Consider the following 15,946-nt stretch of genomic DNA (forward strand, 5'->3'; position numbering starts at 1 on the left):
CGGCTCACCCGTACGGATCAGAGCAGGCTCTCCAGGGCGACGGACGGGTCGCAGAGGGCGTCCGGGTCCACGGTGGCGCGGGAACGGATGAGCTTCTGGATCGGTTCTGTGACGTCCCACACGTTCACGTTCATGCCGGCGATCACCCGGCCCTCGTGCAGCCAGAAGGCGATGAACTCGCGCTTGCCGGTGTCGCCGCGGACCACGACCTGGTCGTACGAGCCCGGGGGCGCCCAGCCGGAGTACTCCATGCCGAGGTCGTACTGGTCGGTGAAGAAGTACGGGATCCGGTCGTAGGAGACGTCCTGGCCGAGCATGGCGCGGGCGGCGGCGGGGCCGCCGTTGAGGGCGTTGGCCCAGTGCTCGACGCGGATGCGGTGGTGGAGGAAGGGGTGGTCGGAGGCGGCGACGTCGCCGGCCGCGTAGATGTCGGGGTCGGAGGTGCGCAGGGAGGCGTCGACGGCGATGCCGCCGCCGTCGGCGCGGTCGACGAGGGCGAGGCCGGCGTTCTCGGCGAGGGCGGCGCGGGGGGCGGCGCCGATGGCGATGAGGACGGCGTGGGCGGGGTGCTCCTCGCCGTCGTCGGTGCGGACGGCGAGGACCATGCCGTCCTGGCCGGTGATCTCGGTGATCCGGGCGCCGAAGTGGAAGCGGACGCCGTGCTCGGTGTGGAGGTCGGCGAAGAGCTGGCCGAGCTCGGGGCCGAGGACGCGGTGCAGCGGGGTGGGGTCGGCCTCGACGACGGTGACCTCGGCGCCGTACGTGCGGGCGGCGGCGGCGACCTCCAGGCCGATCCAGCCGGCGCCGGCGATGACGAGGTGGCCGTTGTCCCGGCCGAGGGCCTTGAGCTCGTCGCGGAGCCGCTCGGAGTGGGAGAGGCGGCGCAGGTGGTGGACGCCGGCGAGGCCGGTGCCGGGGATGTCGAGGCGGCGCGGCTCGGAGCCGGTGGCGAGGAGCAGCTTGTCGTAGCGGATGACGGTGCCGTCGCCGAGCCGGACGGTACGGGCGTCCCGGTCGATCGCGGTGACGGTCTGGCCGAGGTGGAGTTCGACGTCGTGGGCCGCGTACCAGGCGGGCTCGTGGACGAGGGTGGAGTCCCGGTCCTTCTTGCCGAGCAGGTAGCCCTTGGAGAGCGGGGGCCGTTCGTAGGGGTGGTCGCGTTCGTCGCCGATGAGGATCACCCGGCCGTTGAAGCCCTCCGCGCGGAGCGTCTCCGCCGCCTTGGCGCCGGCCAGGCCCCCGCCGACGATGACAAAGGTCTGATCTGCGTCGACCACGTTGATTCCTCCTCGTTGCGACCGGTTCTCTACGCTACGCCCCCGGGCCGGGCCCGAGGGGCAGCGCCCCTGGACGTGCATGCGAGGGTCCCGCACGGCGCGGCGCGGCGAAAGGGGGCGAACGGCCCCTACGGGCGCGGGGTGCGGAGCCGGTCGTGGAGGGCTCGGGCGGAGGCGTCGGTGAGGTTGGCGATCTGGTCGACGATCACCCGCTTGCGGGAACGGTCGTCGGGCGCGGCGACGAAGAGGGCGCGGAACTGCGGTTCGAGGCCGTCGGGGGCGCGGGCGACGAGCGCCTCGGCGAGTTCGGCGACGACGATCCGCTGGTCGGCGCGGAGCGCCTCCTGTTCGGCGCGCTGCATCACGTACCGGTCGGCGACGGCCTTGAGGACGGCGCATTCGTTGCGGGTGGCGCGGGGGACGACGAGTTCGGCGCCGTAGCGGGTGAGGCGGCCGGAGCCGTACGCCTGGCGGGTGGCGCCCTCGGCGGCGAGGCAGAAGCGGCCGATGAGCTGGCTGGTGGCGTCCTTGAGGCGGGCCTGGGCGGCGGCGGAGCCGTCGTAGCCGTGCGGCCACCAGTTCTGGTCGATGAGCCGGTCGAGGGCTTCGGCGAGTTCGGCGGGGTCGGTGTCGTCGGGGACGTAGCGGCCGATGGCGACGGCGAAGACGTCGGCGCGTTCGGGTTCGGCGTAGAGGAGGTTGGGGTCGATGTGGCCGGCGTGCAGGCCGTCCTCGAAGTCGTGGACGGAGTAGGCGACGTCGTCGGACCAGTCCATGACCTCGGCCTCGAAGCACTTGCGCTGTGCGGGGGCGCCGCGCCGGATCCACTCGAAGACGGGGAGGTCGTCCTCGTACACGCCGAACTTGGAGGAGCCGGGGTCGGTGGGGTGGTCGCCGCGCGGCCAGGGGTACTTGGTGGCGGCGTCGAGGGCGGCGCGGGTGAGGTTGAGGCCGACGCTGGCCGGTTCGCCGTCGGGGCCGGTGACGAAGCGCTTGGGCTCGATGCGGGTGAGGAGGCGGAGCGACTGGGCGTTGCCCTCGAAGCCGCCGCAGTCCTTGGCGACGTCGTTGAGCGCCTGTTCGCCGTTGTGCCCGAAGGGCGGGTGGCCCATGTCGTGGGAGAGGCAGGCGGCTTCGACGAGGTCGGGGTCGCAGCCGAGGGCGGCGCCGAGCTCGCGGCCGACCTGGGCGCATTCGAGGGAGTGGGTGAGCCGGGTGCGGGGGCTGGCGTCCCAGGCGTACCCCCGGGTGCCGGGGGTGACGACCTGGGTCTTCCCGGCGAGCCGGCGCAGGGCCGCGGAGTGCAGCACGCGGGCGCGGTCGCGCTGGAAGGCGGTGCGGCCGGGGCGCTTGTCGGGCTCGGCGGCCCAGCGCTCGGTGGCGGTCGGGTCGTACCCGGGGGTCTCGCTGGTGCCGTCGTAGCCTGCCATGTCTCGACGGTAACCGGAGGGGCCGACAAAAGGGTTCAGATGGACGCGAGTTCTCGCGCGGGGGTGGCGGGGAGGGCGGTGCGGGCCCGGGCGGCACCGTCGTAGCGGTGCAGGACGAGGCGGGCGAGGGCCGGGTGGGCGCCGAGCGGGTCGGCGGCGATCCAGGGGGCGTGGGCGGCCGCGCGGGCGGCGAAGAGGCCGGGGGCGGTGAAGCAGGAGGCGACGGCGACCCGGTGGCGGCCGCGGGCGGTGAGGGCGGCGACGGCCTCGGGGACGGTGGGGGCGGCGGCGGAGGCGTAGGCGGCGAGGACGGGGGTGCCGCCGAGGCGTTCGCCGAGGGCGGCGGCGATCCGGCGGAGGGTGGCGGCGGAGCGGGGGTCGCGGGAGCCGGCGGAGGCGAGGACGACGCCGGTGGCGGCGGAGGCGGAGTCGGCGGGGGTCCAGCCGGCCTCGGCGAGCCGGTCGGCGAGGGCCTCGACGAGCAGCGGGTGCGGGCCGAGGGGGGCGGCGACGCGGGCCCGGAGCTCCGGGACGGCGGCGAGCGCGGCGGGCAGGTCGTGGGTGACGTGGTACCCGGGGGCGAGCAGGAGCGGTACGAGCACGGCTCCGGCTTCGGCTCCGGCTTCGGCTTCGGCTCCGGCTCCGGCTTCGCGGCCTTCGGCGGCGAGGGCCGCGAGGGTGTCGTCGAGGAGCGGCGCGTTCAGCTCGATGTGGGCGAGGCGGACGTCGAGGCCGGGGCGCAGTTCGCGTACCCGGGTGAGGAGCCGGTCGAGGGTGGCACGCGCGCGGGGGTCGCGGCTGCCGTGGCCCACGGCGACGAGGGCGGGGGCGGGGCGGCCGGTGCCGGCCCGGGGGCCGGTGGCGGCGGGGAGCTGTGCGAACGGCTGCATGGGCGGCGTACCTCCTGCTCGGGCTTCCCCGCCGGGGCGTCGTACGGACGCACCTGGCGGAGCTGGAGTCCGAGCTGATCCACGATCCGCCCCAGCAGGGCGGCGGCGTCCGCGAACGTGCTGTCCGGCTCCGTCATGGACCGATCCTGGCCCCGGCGCGTTGCCTCCCCGTTGCGCGGCGGTCACGGCTCTTTTCCGTGACCGCACGCGGGTGTTTCGCCGGGCTCACGCGCGCGTGGGGGCGTCCGTCAGGCGGCGAGCCAGACGCGGAGGGGGCCGAGTTCCCGGAAGCCGGCGGCGAGGGCGACGGCCAGGTCGTCGCCGGACTCGTAGCCGACGACGGGGAGGGCGGGGTCGGCGGCGGCGAGGGCGGCGGCCCGGACGAGCGCCGGGTCGGTGCCGTCGGCGGCGAAGAGGTTGGAGACGCCGGTGGCGCCGGCGGCGGTGGAGAGGACGGCGCCGCCGAGGATCCGTCCGTCGGGGCCGGGGACGGCGAGGACGGTGACGGCCGGGTCGTCGAGGAGGGCGGGGCGGAAGAGGGCGGCCTCGTCGGCGTCGCCGCCGCTCCAGGCGTCGGCCCAGGCGGCGAGCGCCCCGGGGGTGGTGGCGCGGGTCCAGGCGACGCCGGGGTCGGCCGGGGAGCCGGCCCGGCGGCCGATCCAGGTGGCGTCGAAGAGCGGCCGGAAGCCGTCGGGGGCGAGGTCGAGGCGGGCGTGGGAGTCCTTGACGGAGGCGCCGGGCACGGTCAGGTCGATGGACGCGACGACGTCCGCAGGGGTCGCGTCGCCGGTGAGGGAGACGGCGTCGGGGTAGTAGAGCGGGGTGCGGCGGGGGCTGGTCCAGGCCCGGGGCCCGGTGGTGGTGGCGAGGCCGTGGGCGCGGCACATGCTCGCGCACCACTCGGCGTTGTTCCGCACCGCGGCGGTCAGCAGTTCGTCGTCGGTCACCGCCGGATCGTACGGAACGCGCACCCGTCCCCTCCCCTCTTTTTTCGTTCCGAATCACGGAATATCTTTTCCACTATGAGAATGTCCCCCGCGTCGCTCCCCCGGCGCGTCACCGCCGAGTTCACCGGCACCGCCGCCCTCGTCGCCGTGATCGTCGGCTCCGGCATCCGCGCCGACTCCCTCAGCCAGGACGTCGGGGTCCGGCTGCTCGCCAACGCCGCCGCCTCCGCCCTCGGCCTCGGGCTGCTCATCGCCCTCCTCGGCCCGCTCTCCGGCGCCCACTTCAACCCGGTCGTCACCCTCTCCGAGTGGTGGACCCGCCGCCGCGAGCGGGACGGCGGCCGCGAGGTCCTCGCCTATGTCGCCGCCCAGGTGGCCGGCGCCGTCTCGGGCGCGCTGCTCGCCGAGGCGATGTTCGGCCGCCCGCCCGGCTCCTGGTCGACCGAACCGCGCGCCGCGCTCCACCTGCTGCTCGGCGAGGCGGTCGCCACCGCCGGGCTCGTCCTCGTCGTCCAGGGCCTGCGGCACATCGGCCGCCCCCAGCTGGCCCCGGTCGCGGTCGCCGGCTACATCGGCGCGGCGATCTGGGCCACCTCCTCCGGCTCCTTCGCCAACCCGGCGGCCACCGTCGGCCGCTCCCTCACCGACTCGTTCACCGGCATCGCCCCCGCCTCGGTGCCCGCCTACGCCGCCGCCCAGCTCCTCGGCATGCTGCTCGGGATGGGCCTGGCGGGTGTGCTCTACGGCACGGAGCGGGCCGCCGCCGAACCGAAGACCGCCCCGACGCGTCGAACGGGGTGACCGCCCTCTCCCCGATCCCCCGGAGGCACAGCCGATGCAGGTCCGGTTCCCCCGCACCGTCCGGGCCCGCCGCCGCGCCGTCCAGGCCGTGATGGCGGCCGCCGTGCTCGCCCTCGTCCCCGCGACCTGGATGCACACGACCGCCGCCGGAAAGCTGCGGACGACCGCCGACGTGCCCGCCCGGGACGTCGCCCTGGTCTTCGGCGCCGGCCTCTGGAAGGGGCGCCCCACCCCGTACCTCGCCCACCGGCTGGACACCGCCGCCGAGCTGTACCGCACCGGCAAGGTGAAGGTCCTCCTCGTCACCGGCGACAACAGCCGCACCGAGTACGACGAGCCCGGCGCCATGCGCGCCTACCTGGCCGCCCGGGGCGTCCCGGACGAGAAGGTCGTCAGCGACTACGCCGGCTTCGACACCTGGGACAGCTGCGTGCGGGCCCGCAAGGTCTTCGGCGTCGACCGGGCCGTCCTCGTCACCCAGGACTTCCACATCAAGCGGGCCGTCGCCCTGTGCGAGCGGGCCGGGGTGGCCTCGTACGGCGTCGGGGTCGCCGAACCCCGGGACACCACCTGGTACTACGGCACCACCCGGGAGCTCTTCGCCGCCGGCAAGGCCGCCCTCGACGCGGCCGTCCGCCCCGACCCGCGCTTCCTCGGGCCGCGGGAACCCGGGGTGGCGGAGGCCCTCGCCTCACCCGCCGCGACCCCGTGACCTGAGCGGAGAGCATCCCCCGCGTAATACGGGACGCCCCCGCACGTAACAACGACGACGCACGCTGGGCCGCATGTCCGACGCCACCGCGGTCCCCACCCACTGCCCCTACTGCGCCCTGCAGTGCGGCATGCGACTCCGCCCGACCGGCACGGCGGAGCTGCCCGCCGAGGTGGTCGAGCGGACCGACTTCCCGGTCAACCGGGGCGCCCTGTGCGGCAAGGGCCGCACCGCCCCCGCCGTGCTCTCCTCCCGGGTCAGGCTCACCGGGCCCCTGGTCCGCCGCCCCGACTCCGGGGCGCTCGAACCGGCCTCCTGGGAGGAGGCGCTCTCCGCCGTCGCCGACGGGCTGCGCCGGACCCGCGCCGACCACGGCCCCGACGCCGTGGGGGTCTTCGGCGGCGGCGGACTCACGAACGAGAAGGCGTACGCGCTCGGCAAGTTCGCCCGGCTCGTCCTCGCCACCTCGCAGATCGACTACAACGGGCGCTTCTGCATGTCCTCGGCGGCCGCCGCCCACCAGCGGGCCTTCGGCCTCGACCGGGGCCTGCCGTTCCCGCTGGAGGACATCCCCCGGACCGGCTGTGTGATCCTCGTCGGCTCCAACCTGGCCGAGACCATGCCCCCGGCGCTGCGCTACCTCACCGAACTGCGGGAGAACGGCGGCACGCTGATCGTCGTCGACCCGCGCCGCACCCGCACCGCCGAACAGGCCGACCTGCACCTCGCCCCCCGCCCCGGCACCGACCTCGCGCTCGCCCTCGGCCTGCTGCACCTGGTGGTCGCCGAGGGCCGGGTCGACGAGGAGTTCGTCGCGGAGCGCACCACCGGCTGGGCGGAGGCCCGGGCCGGGGCGATGGCCCACTGGCCCGAGCACGTCGAGCGGATCACCGGCGTCCCGGTGCCGGACCTGCGCGCGGCGGTCGCCCTCTTCTGCGACGCCGAGAACTCCATGGTGCTCACCGCGCGCGGCCCCGAGCAGCAGTCCAAGGGCACCGACACCGTCGGCGCCTGGATCAACCTCTGCCTGGCCACCGGGCGGGCCGGCCGGCCGCTCTCCGGCTACGGCTGCCTCACCGGCCAGGGCAACGGCCAGGGCGGCCGCGAGCACGGCCAGAAGGCCGACCAGCTGCCCGGCTACCGCAAGCTCGACGACCCCGCCGCCCGCGCCCACGTCGCCGGCGTGTGGGGCGTCGCCCCCGAGACCCTGCCGGGGCCGGGGCGGAGCGCGTACGAACTCCTCGACGCGCTCGGCGGCGAGGTGCGGTCGCTGCTGCTGATGGGCTCCAACCCGGTCGTCTCCGCCCCGCACGCCGCCCACGTCGAGGACCGGCTGCGCTCGCTCGACTTCCTCGCCGTCGCCGACGTGGTGCTCTCCGAGACCGCCGAACTCGCCGACGTCGTCCTACCGGTGACCCAGTGGGCCGAGGAGACCGGCACCATGACCAACCTGGAGGGACGGGTGCTGCTGCGCCGCCGCGCCCTCACCCCGCCGGAGGGGGTCCGCAGCGACCTGGAGGTGCTGCACGCGCTCGCCGGACTGCTCGGCTGGGAGAAGGGCTTCCCCACCGACCCGGAGGAGGTCTTCGAGGAGCTGCGCCGCGCCTCCGCCGGCGGGCCCGCCGACTACGCCGGCATCAGCTACCGGCGGATCGAGGAGGAGCAGGGCGTCTTCTGGCCCTGTCCGGAGGAGAGCCACGGGGGCACGCCCCGGCTCTTCCTCGACCGCTTCGCGACCGCCGACGGGCGGGCCCGGTTCGTGCCGGTGACGCACCGGCCGGCCGCCGAGGAGACCGACGCCGACTACCCGGTGGTGCTGACCACCGGCCGGGTCGTCTCCCAGTACCAGTCCGGGGCGCAGACCCGGCGGGTGGCGGAGCTGAACGCCGCCGCGCCCGGCCCGTTCGTGGAGCTGCACCCGCGGCTCGCGGACCGGCTCGGGATCGCGGAGGGCGAGCCGGTCGCCGTGGTGTCGCGGCGCGGGCGGGCGGTGGCGCCGGCCCGGATCACCGGCGCGATCCGCCCGGACACCGTCTTCATGCCCTTCCACTGGTACGGGGAGGGCAGGGCGAACACGCTGGTGAACCCGGCGCTCGATCCGGTCTCCCGGATGCCCGAGTTCAAGGTGTGCGCGGTCCGGCTGGAGCCGGTCGCCGAGTGACCGGCCGGTCTACGGCCGGTCGAACCAGTCGCCGCTCTCGATGACCGGTCCGAGGGGCGCGTCCGGGGCCGCCACGAACACCCAGGCGGACACCTCCGCCCCGTCCTCCGTGCGGACCACGTCCATGGCCACCCGCTCGTACCCGACGGGCAGCTCCAGGCGGTCGAGCAGGCCGAACAGGTCGCCGTAGTCGCCGGCCGAGGGGGTGAGCAGCGAGCCGACCACCCGGCCGCCGGTCTGCGGGACGACGTACGGGTAGCCGGGCCCGTCGTGCAGGACCGCGCCGGGCAGCACGGCGGCCGCCTCGGTGCCGATCCGGCCGGCGAGGAACCGGTCGTGGTTGTACCCGCCCGGGCGCAGCGTCCCGTACACGAAGAACGGCCGCTCGTCCGGGGCCATGGCCTCCGGCTCGACGGCGCCCGCCGTCTCGTCCTCGACCCAGCGGGCGTACCGCTCGGCCACCCGGGTCACCCGGGTGGCGAGGATCTCGGGCGTCTCGTAGTCGTGGGCGGCGGTGAGGTGGGCCTCCAGGGCCCGGTAGCGGGCCTCGGTGGTCTTGAACACCACCTCCCACTCCTCGGTGGTCTCGATCGCGCCCCGCCAGTGGTAGACGGAGGTGACGGGCCCCGAGATCTGCGCGCAGGCGGCGAGCCGGGCCTCGACGGCGCCGCGCGCCAGGGCGTCGGCCTTGGCGCGGGCGTCGGTGGTGGTGCGGACGGTGACGATCACTCCTCCACCGTACGGGCGAACTGGGCCGCGTGCAGCCGGGCGTACGCCCCTCCGGCGGCGAGGAGTTCCTCGTGGCCGCCCTGCTCGGCGATGCCGCCGCCGTCCATGACGACGATGGTGTCGGCGTCCCGGATCGTGGAGAGCCGGTGGGCGACGACGAAGCTGGTGCGGCCGGCCCGCAGGGCGGACATCGCGCGCTGGACGTGGAGTTCGGTGCGGGTGTCGACGGAGCTGGTGGCCTCGTCGAGGACGAGGATCACCGGGTCGGCGAGGAAGGCGCGGGCCAGGGTGACGAGCTGCCGCTCGCCGGCGCTGAGGCCGCCGCCGTCCTCGTCGAGGACGGTGTCGTAGCCGTCCGGCAGGGTGCGGATGAACCGGTCGGCGTGGACGGCCTCGGCGGCGGCGGTGATCCGCTCGCGGGAGACCTCGCCGGGGACTCCGTAGGCGATGTTCTCGGCGATGGTGCCGCCGAACAGCCAGGTGTCCTGGAGGACCATGCCGATGCCGGAGCGCAGCTCCTCCCGGTCCATCCGGGCGGTGTCGACGCCGTCGAGGAGGATCCGGCCGCCGGTCGGCTCGTGGAACCGGAGCAGCAGGTTGACCAGGGTGGTCTTGCCGGCGCCGGTGGGGCCGACGAGGGCGACGGTGCGGCCGGGTTCGACGGTGAGGGAGAGGTCCTCGACGAGCGGCCGGCCGGGCTCGTAGCGGAAGGAGACGTGCTCGAAGGCGACCCGGCCGCGGAGCGCGGCGGGCTTCTCGGGGTCGGCGGGGGCGGGGCGCTCCTCCTCGGCGTCGATGAGGTCGAAGACCCGCTCGGCGGAGGCGATCCCGGACTGGAGGAGGCCGGCCATGGCGGCCACCTGGTTGACCGGGCCGTTGAACTCGTAGGAGTACTGGACGAACGCCTGGACGTCGCCGACGGTCAGGGTGCCGCTCGCCACCTTGAGGCCGCCGAGGACCGCGACGAGGACGTAGGTGAGGTTGCCGACGAGGGTGACGGCGGGCTGGACGAGGCCGGAGACGACCTGGGCGCGCAGCCCCGCCCGGTACAGCTCGTCGCCGAGTTCGTCGAAGCGGCGGACGGCCTCGTCGCGGCGGCCGAAGGCGACGACCTCGGTGTGGCCGGTGACGGTCTCCTCGGTGTGGCCGCCGAGCCGGCCGGTGACGGCCCACTGCTTCACGAAATGGGGCTGGGCGCGGCGGGCGACGAGGGCGGCGAGGCCGAGGGAGACGGGGACGGTGCCGAGGGCGACGAGGGCGAGCACCGGGGAGATCCAGAGCATCATCGCGAGCACCCCGAGGAGGGTGAGCACGGCCCGGATCATCTGGCTGAGGGCCTGCTGGAGGGTCTGGGTGACGTTGTCGACGTCGTTGGTGGCGCGGGAGAGGACCTCGCCGCGGGGCTGTCCGTCGAGGTAGCCGAGGGGCAGCCGGGCCAGTTTGTGCTGGGCCCGCTCGCGGAGCCGGTGGCCGGCCCGCTGGACGACGTCGGTGACGAGCCGCTGCTGGCCCCAGGTGAGCAGGGAGGCGCCGGCGACGGCGGCGGCGGCGAGGGCGAGCTGCCGGGCGACGGCGGGGAAGTCGACGCCGTGCGGGCCGGCGGCGCCGGTGAGGACGAGGTCGGTGGCGCGGCCGAGGAGGAGCGGGGTGAGGACGGTGAGGCCGACGGCGGCGGCGCCGGTGGCGAGGGCGGCGCCGAGCCGGGCCCGGTCGGGGGCGAGGGTGCGCAGCAGGCGGACGGCGGAGGCGCGGAAGTGGAGGGAGCGTTCCAGGGAGGGGGTGCCGGCCGGGCCGGGGCCGCCGCCCGGCGGGGGGGCGGGGCGCGCGGGGGGGGGGGGCCGGGGGGGGGGGGGGGGGCGCGGGGGCCGGCGCGGCGTCCAGCCGGGGGGGGGAGCCGGGGATCTGCCGGCTGGTCGGCGTCGGCGGGCGGCGCGGACGGGGCGGGGGGGTTGGTGGGCGGGGGGCCCGGCCGGGCCGGGGCCGCCGCCCGGGTGCGGGGCGGGGCCGCGGCGGGCGGGGGCGGCGGGGCGGGGTGCGGTCGCGGTGGTCACGCGGCGGCCTCCTCGGTGGGCTGGGAGCGGACGATCTCCCGGTAGGTCGGGCTGGTCGCGAGGAGTTCCTCGTGGGTGCCGGTGCCGACGGCGCGGCCGTGGTCGAGGACGACGATGCGGTCGGCGTGGCGGATGGTGGCGACCCGCTGGGCGACGAGTAGGACGGTGGCGTCGGCGGTCTCGCGGCGCAGGGCGGCGCGGAGCCGGGCGTCGGTGGCGTTGTCGAGGGCGGAGAAGGAGTCGTCGAAGAGGTAGAGGCGGGGGCGGGCGACGAGGACCCGGGCGATGGCGAGCCGCTGTCGCTGGCCGCCGGAGAGATTGGCGCCGCCCTGGCTGACGGGGGCGTCGAGGCCCTGGTCGAGGGCGCGGACGAAGTCGGCGGCCTGGGCGGTCTCCAGGGCGTGCCACAGCTCCTCGTCGGTGGCGTCGGGTCTGCCGTAGCGCAGGTTGGTGGCGACGGTGCCGGCGAAGAGGTACGGCTTCTGGGGGACGAGTCCGACGGTGGCGGCGGTGAGTGCGGGGTCGAGGGCGCGGACGTCGGTGCCGTCGAGGAGGACCCGGCCGCCGGTGGCGTCGAGGAGCCGGGGCACCAGGCCGAGGAGGGTGGACTTGCCGCTGCCGGTGGAGCCGATGATGGCGGTGGTCTCGCCGGGGGCGGCGTGCAGGGTGACGCCGCTGAGGACGGGTTCCTCGGCGCCGGGGTAGCGGAAGGTGACGTCCTCCAGGGTGAGGCGGCCGGGTCCGGGGAGGGTGCGGACGGGGTCGGCGGGCGGGGTGAGGGAGGGGGTGGTGGCGAGGAGTTCGCCGATGCGGGCGGCGCCGGCCTCGGCGCGGGGCAGGTGCATGAGGAGGAAGAGCGCCATCATCACGGACATGGCGGTCTGGAGGAGGTAGCCGAGGAAGGCCACGAGCGCGCCGGCCCGGACGGCGCCGGAGTCGATGCGGTGGGCGCCGGCCCAGATGAGGACGATGGTGGTGGCCTCCCAGATCAGCAGGACGATCGGGTACATGACGGCCTGGAGCCGGCCGGCCCGCAGTCCGGTGTCGAGGAGGGCCGCGTTGGCGGCGGCGAAGCGGTCGCGTTCGTGGCGGTCGCGGACGAAGGCGCGGACGACCCGGACGCCGGTGATCTGCTCGCGCAGGACGCGGGTGACCCGGTCGAGGTGGTCCTGCATGCCCCGGAAGAGCGGGCGCATGCGCAGGACGACGGCGCCGACGGCGAGGGTCATGACGGGGACGAAGAGCAGCAGGACGAGGGCGAGCGGCACGTCCTGGCGCAGGGCCATGGCGAGTCCGCCGACGCAGAGCAGCGGGGCGGCGACCAGCATGGTGAGGACGAGGACGGCGAAGGTCTGCACCTGCTGGACGTCGTTGGTGGCGCGGGTGATGAGGGAGGCGGTGCCGAAGCGGCCGCGTTCCAGGGCGGAGAAGTCCTGGATCCGCCGGAAGACCTCGGAGCGCAGGTCCCGGGCGACGGCGAGGGCGATCCGGGCGCCGGTGAAGGTGACGGCGGCGGCCGCGGCGGCCTGCAGGAGGGTGACGGCGGCCATGACGGCGCCGCCGGAGAGGACGCGCCCGGTGTCGCCGCGGAGGACGCCCTCGTCGATGACGCCGGCGTTGAGGGCGGGCAGGGTGAGGGAGGCGAGGCTCTGGAGGAGCTGGAGGAGGACGAGTAACGCGAGGCGGGCGCGGTGCGGGCGGAGGCGCCCGGCGAGGAGGCGCAGCAGGGTCATGGCGGGGCCTCAGGCGGCGTACGGGCGGACGGACTTGGCGTCCTTGAGGGCGCGTCCCCACCAGGCGAGCTGGTCGAGCATGAGCTTGGCGCCGTTCTCGGGGCCGGTGGGGTCCTTGAAGCCGCCGTCCTCGTCGAACAGGCCGTGGGCGTTGGGCAGGACGACGCCGTCGCGGACGGTGACGGCGTGCATCTCGACGTAGACCTGGCGGAGTTGTTCGACGGCGCGGATGCCGCCGGAGATGCCGCCGTAGGAGACGAAGCCGACGGGCTTGGCGCGCCACTCGGTGTAGTGGCGGTCGATGAGGTTCTTCAGGGAGGCGGGGAAGGAGTGGTTGTACTCGGGGGTGAGGACGACGTAGGCGTCGGCGGCCTCCAGGACGGGGGTGACGCGGGCGAGTTCGGCGCGGACGCCGGGGTCGGGATCGTAGGAGAGGGTGGTGGGGAGGCTGATCTCGGCGAGGTCGACGACGGTGAGGGTGAAGTCGGGGCGCTCGGCGACCCGGGTGCGGAACCAGTCGGCGACGACGGGGGCGAAGCGGCCTTCGCGGTCGCTGGCGACGACGAGGGCGAGGGTCAGGGGGGCGGCGGCCTGGGCGGCGGAGTTCGTGATGTCCATGCCGAGAAGAGTGGTACCTCAAGTTTGGTTGAGGTCAAGCGTCTTCCCGGGGCGATCTTCCGGGCGGGTCGCCGGGGCTACGGTGAGGCCATGACGACCTCCCCCTCCCCCGCGCCCGTGCACATCGAGATCGACGGGGTGCCGGCCGCCGAACCCGGGCCGCTCGCCGCCGTGATGAGCGGCTACGGCCACTTCACCGCGATGCAGGTGCGGGACGGCCGGGTGAAGGGCCTCGGCCTGCACCTCGACCGCCTCGACCGGGCCACCCGGGAGCTGTTCGGCGAGCCGCTGCCCGGCGGGCGGGTCCGGGAGCTCCTCGCGCGGGCCGTCGGGGCGTCCGGCCGGCGGGACTGCTCGGCGCGGGTGTACGCGTACGAGGGCGGGCCCGGGGTGCTGGTGGCGGTCACCGTCCGGGAGGCCGCGCCCGACGGCCCCGGCGCCCCGCAGCGGCTGACGGCGGTCGACTACCTGCGCCCGGCGGCGCACCTCAAGCACCTGGGCGGCTTCGGGCAGAAGTACCACGGGGACGCGGCCCGCCGGGCCGGCTTCGACGAGGCGCTGCTGACCTCCCCGACGGGCGAGGTCGCCGAGGGCGCGGTCGCCAACATCGCCTTCTGGGACGGCACTTCGGTGGTGTGGCCGACGGCGCCGCAGCTGACCGGGATCACCATGGCGCTGCTCGCGCCCCGGCTTCCGTCGGTCCACCGGCCGGTCGCGGTGGGCGAGTTGTCGGGGTTCCGGGCCGCGTTCACCGCCAACGCGCGGACGATCGCGCCCGTGACGGCGGTCGACGGGGTGGCGTACCCGGTGGACGAGGCGCTGATGGAGCGGGTCCTGGGCGCCTACGCGGAGGTGCCGGCAGAGAAGATCGTTTCCGGTGACGGGAGCGGTTCCGCCGACTAGCCTGCGGCCATGGTGTTCAAGAGACTTTTCGGCAATGGCGGGATCCCGCTGGAGATCGACACGATCGTCCCGGACGAGCCGGTCCGTCCGGGCGGGAAGCTGCGCGGCGAGGTCGTGGTCCGCGCGCCCGAACGCGACCTGAAGATCGAGTCGATACGCATGCGGCTCGTCGTCAACGCGTCGCTCCACCACAAGGGCGACGGCGACGGCGTGGACGACGGCACGACCCTCTGCTACCCCAGCGCCAGCGGCTGGTTCGAGATGAAGAAGGGCGAGGAGCGGCGCATCCCGTTCTCCGAGCGCCTGAAGTGGGAGACCCCGCCGAACGAGTCGCGGGGCGAGCGGCTCGGCGTCTCGATCGGCATCCGCACCGAGGTCGAGGCGGTCGGCGTCAAGGCGGCGACGGACCTGGACCCGGTCCGGGTGGAGACGCTGCCCCTCCACGAGGCGGTCCTCGACGCCTTCGCGGCCGAGGGATACGCCTTCGAGAGCTCCCGGGTCTACGACAACTCGATCCCCCGGGCGGAGTACCACCTCTACGCGTGGCAGGGCTTCCGGCTCACCGACCGGCAGGGCGGCGAGGGCCGTCCGCCGCAGCTGGAGCTGACCTTCCACACCAACGCGGTCGGCTCCGAGATCTTCCTGCGCCGGTTCCGGCAGACCGACGGCTACTGGGACAACAAGCCGAAGGCCCTGCGCTTCGTGGCCGCGCACCACGAGGTCGGAAGCCGCGACTTCGGCGCCGACGCGCGCCAGTGGCTGGAGAGCCTCGCCCGGCTGAAGCACGGCAAGGGCGACGAGGAGGACGAGGACTGAGAGGCGGGGCCGAGGGGCGGGGCTGAGGGGCGGGGCCCCTGGAGGACACCCCCCGGGGGCCCGCTCACCCGTTCGGCACGACACGTCAGCTGACGCCTCGTAACCAGCTCTGACCTGCAAAAACGCCTCGATTCCAGTCGACGCGCCGTATCGGACGGAGCAATCCTGACGTGCCATCAGCAGGCGGGGGGCGCGCCGGGGCCGTTACCTCGGTCGTACGGAAGACCGAACGACCGCGCGCCCCGGAGGACCCCACCATGCGCCCCACTGCCCGCCTGCTCACCGGAACCGCGCTGACGGTCGTCGCGCTCGGCGCGTTCGCCGCGCCGACGGCGTACGCGAACGAGAACGACGGCCCCCAGACGCTGGAGATCTACCCCTCCTCCGCCTCGCCCGGCACCACCGTCACCGTGAACACCCTGGCCTGCGGCAAGAACGGGCACGGGGTCGGGGACGCGAACTCGGTCGGCGCCGGGGAGTTCCAGCTGAGCCCGAGCACCCACAAGGAGGTCGTGGTCGGGCAGTTCACGCTGCCCCAGCACGCCAAGCCGGGCACCCACTGGATCGCGGTGGCCTGCGACAACGGCCGGACCGCCCGCGGCGAGCTGACCGTGAAGCACCGCGAGCCCAGCGGTCACGTCAAGACCGGTGTCGGCGGCAGCATCGGCCCCGACACCGCCCAGGTCACGGCGGGCGCGGCGGTGCTGGCCGCGGCTGCCGTCGGCGGTGTGTGGCTCATGCGGCGCCGGGCGAGCGGCGCCCAGGGCCACTGATCACACCGCCCGGGGCGCGCCCGGCCCCCGGGGCCCCCCCCCCGCCCGGGGGGGGGGGGGGGCCCGCGCGCCCGCGCGCCCCCCCCCCCCCCCCCCGCGGGGCGG

The 15,946-nt window shown here is 75.4% G+C and carries 14 protein-coding genes; 6 read left to right on the plus strand and 8 right to left on the minus strand.

The features are described 5' to 3' along the window. Positions 1–17 precede the first annotated feature (17 nt). The 4 genes from ACFW1I_RS09915 to ACFW1I_RS09930 all read right to left on the minus strand — a co-directional run bounded on the left by ACFW1I_RS09915 (position 18) and on the right by ACFW1I_RS09930 (position 4,544). The gene (locus tag ACFW1I_RS09915; RefSeq protein ID WP_384668143.1) at positions 18–1,277 is read right to left on the minus strand and encodes an NAD(P)/FAD-dependent oxidoreductase; all 1,260 of its coding nucleotides are present in this window, start codon (positions 1,275–1,277) and stop codon (positions 18–20) included. Positions 1,278–1,405: 128 nt separating this feature from the next. Continuing rightward, a complete protein-coding gene (locus ACFW1I_RS09920; RefSeq protein ID WP_384668145.1) occupies positions 1,406–2,707 on the minus strand; it encodes a deoxyguanosinetriphosphate triphosphohydrolase in 1,302 nt (433 codons plus the stop codon). A gap of 35 nt (positions 2,708–2,742) precedes the next feature. Continuing rightward, complete coding sequence (locus ACFW1I_RS09925) at positions 2,743–3,597, minus strand: sirohydrochlorin chelatase (protein ID WP_384668147.1); 855 nt, start codon at positions 3,595–3,597, stop codon at positions 2,743–2,745. Between the two features lie 248 nt (positions 3,598–3,845). Beyond that, positions 3,846–4,544 (minus strand): hypothetical protein, encoded by a 699-nt coding sequence (locus tag ACFW1I_RS09930; protein WP_384668149.1) that lies wholly within the window; start codon positions 4,542–4,544, stop codon positions 3,846–3,848. Between the two features lie 75 nt (positions 4,545–4,619). On the opposite strand from ACFW1I_RS09930, the gene ACFW1I_RS09935 reads away from it, so the two are divergent. From ACFW1I_RS09935 to ACFW1I_RS09945, 3 genes are all read left to right on the plus strand, one after another. Continuing rightward, complete coding sequence (locus ACFW1I_RS09935; protein ID WP_384668151.1) at positions 4,620–5,345, plus strand: aquaporin; 726 nt, start codon at positions 4,620–4,622, stop codon at positions 5,343–5,345. Positions 5,346–5,379: 34 nt separating this feature from the next. Continuing rightward, a complete protein-coding gene (locus ACFW1I_RS09940) occupies positions 5,380–6,057 on the plus strand; it encodes a vancomycin high temperature exclusion protein (RefSeq protein WP_384668153.1) in 678 nt (225 codons plus the stop codon). A gap of 73 nt (positions 6,058–6,130) precedes the next feature. Continuing rightward, the gene (locus tag ACFW1I_RS09945; RefSeq protein ID WP_384668155.1) at positions 6,131–8,218 is read left to right on the plus strand and encodes a molybdopterin oxidoreductase family protein; all 2,088 of its coding nucleotides are present in this window, start codon (positions 6,131–6,133) and stop codon (positions 8,216–8,218) included. A 9-nt stretch (positions 8,219–8,227) separates the two neighbouring features. Here ACFW1I_RS09945 and cutA read toward each other — a convergent pair whose 3' ends face one another. Genes cutA through ACFW1I_RS09965 form a run of 4 tightly spaced genes read right to left on the minus strand, consistent with a single transcriptional unit; the run spans position 8,228 to position 13,349 of the window. Then, positions 8,228–8,947 carry a divalent cation tolerance protein CutA gene (gene cutA / locus ACFW1I_RS09950; protein ID WP_384668157.1) on the minus strand — a complete coding sequence of 240 codons (720 nt, stop codon included), beginning with the start codon at positions 8,945–8,947 and terminating at the stop codon, positions 8,228–8,230. Beyond that, positions 8,944–10,998, minus strand: coding sequence for an ABC transporter ATP-binding protein (locus ACFW1I_RS09955; protein WP_384668159.1), 2,055 nt, complete (start codon positions 10,996–10,998; stop codon positions 8,944–8,946). Before ACFW1I_RS09955 ends, cutA begins: the two co-directional genes overlap by 4 nt. Beyond that, positions 10,995–12,731, minus strand: coding sequence for an ABC transporter ATP-binding protein (locus ACFW1I_RS09960; RefSeq protein WP_384668163.1), 1,737 nt, complete (start codon positions 12,729–12,731; stop codon positions 10,995–10,997). The genes ACFW1I_RS09955 and ACFW1I_RS09960 overlap by 4 nt, the downstream gene beginning before the upstream one ends. Positions 12,732–12,740: 9 nt before the next feature. Further along, positions 12,741–13,349: an NADPH-dependent FMN reductase gene (locus tag ACFW1I_RS09965; protein ID WP_384668165.1), complete on the minus strand. Its 609-nt coding sequence runs from the start codon at positions 13,347–13,349 to the stop codon at positions 12,741–12,743. Positions 13,350–13,439: 90 nt separating this feature from the next. On the opposite strand from ACFW1I_RS09965, the gene ACFW1I_RS09970 reads away from it, so the two are divergent. The 3 genes from ACFW1I_RS09970 to ACFW1I_RS09980 all read left to right on the plus strand — a co-directional run bounded on the left by ACFW1I_RS09970 (position 13,440) and on the right by ACFW1I_RS09980 (position 15,841). After that, positions 13,440–14,252, plus strand: coding sequence for an aminotransferase class IV (locus tag ACFW1I_RS09970; protein ID WP_384668168.1), 813 nt, complete (start codon positions 13,440–13,442; stop codon positions 14,250–14,252). Between the two features lie 9 nt (positions 14,253–14,261). Next, positions 14,262–15,068, plus strand: a complete 807-nt coding sequence (locus ACFW1I_RS09975) for a sporulation protein (protein ID WP_384668171.1) — start codon at positions 14,262–14,264, stop codon at positions 15,066–15,068. Between the two features lie 257 nt (positions 15,069–15,325). Then, on the plus strand, positions 15,326–15,841 hold the full coding sequence (locus ACFW1I_RS09980; RefSeq protein ID WP_384668173.1) for a hypothetical protein: 516 nt from the start codon (positions 15,326–15,328) through the stop codon (positions 15,839–15,841). Positions 15,842–15,946: the final 105 nt, after the last annotated feature.

The sequence above is a fragment of the Streptomyces sp. NPDC058955 genome, assembly GCF_042741435.1.
Taxonomy (GTDB): domain Bacteria; phylum Actinomycetota; class Actinomycetes; order Streptomycetales; family Streptomycetaceae; genus Streptomyces.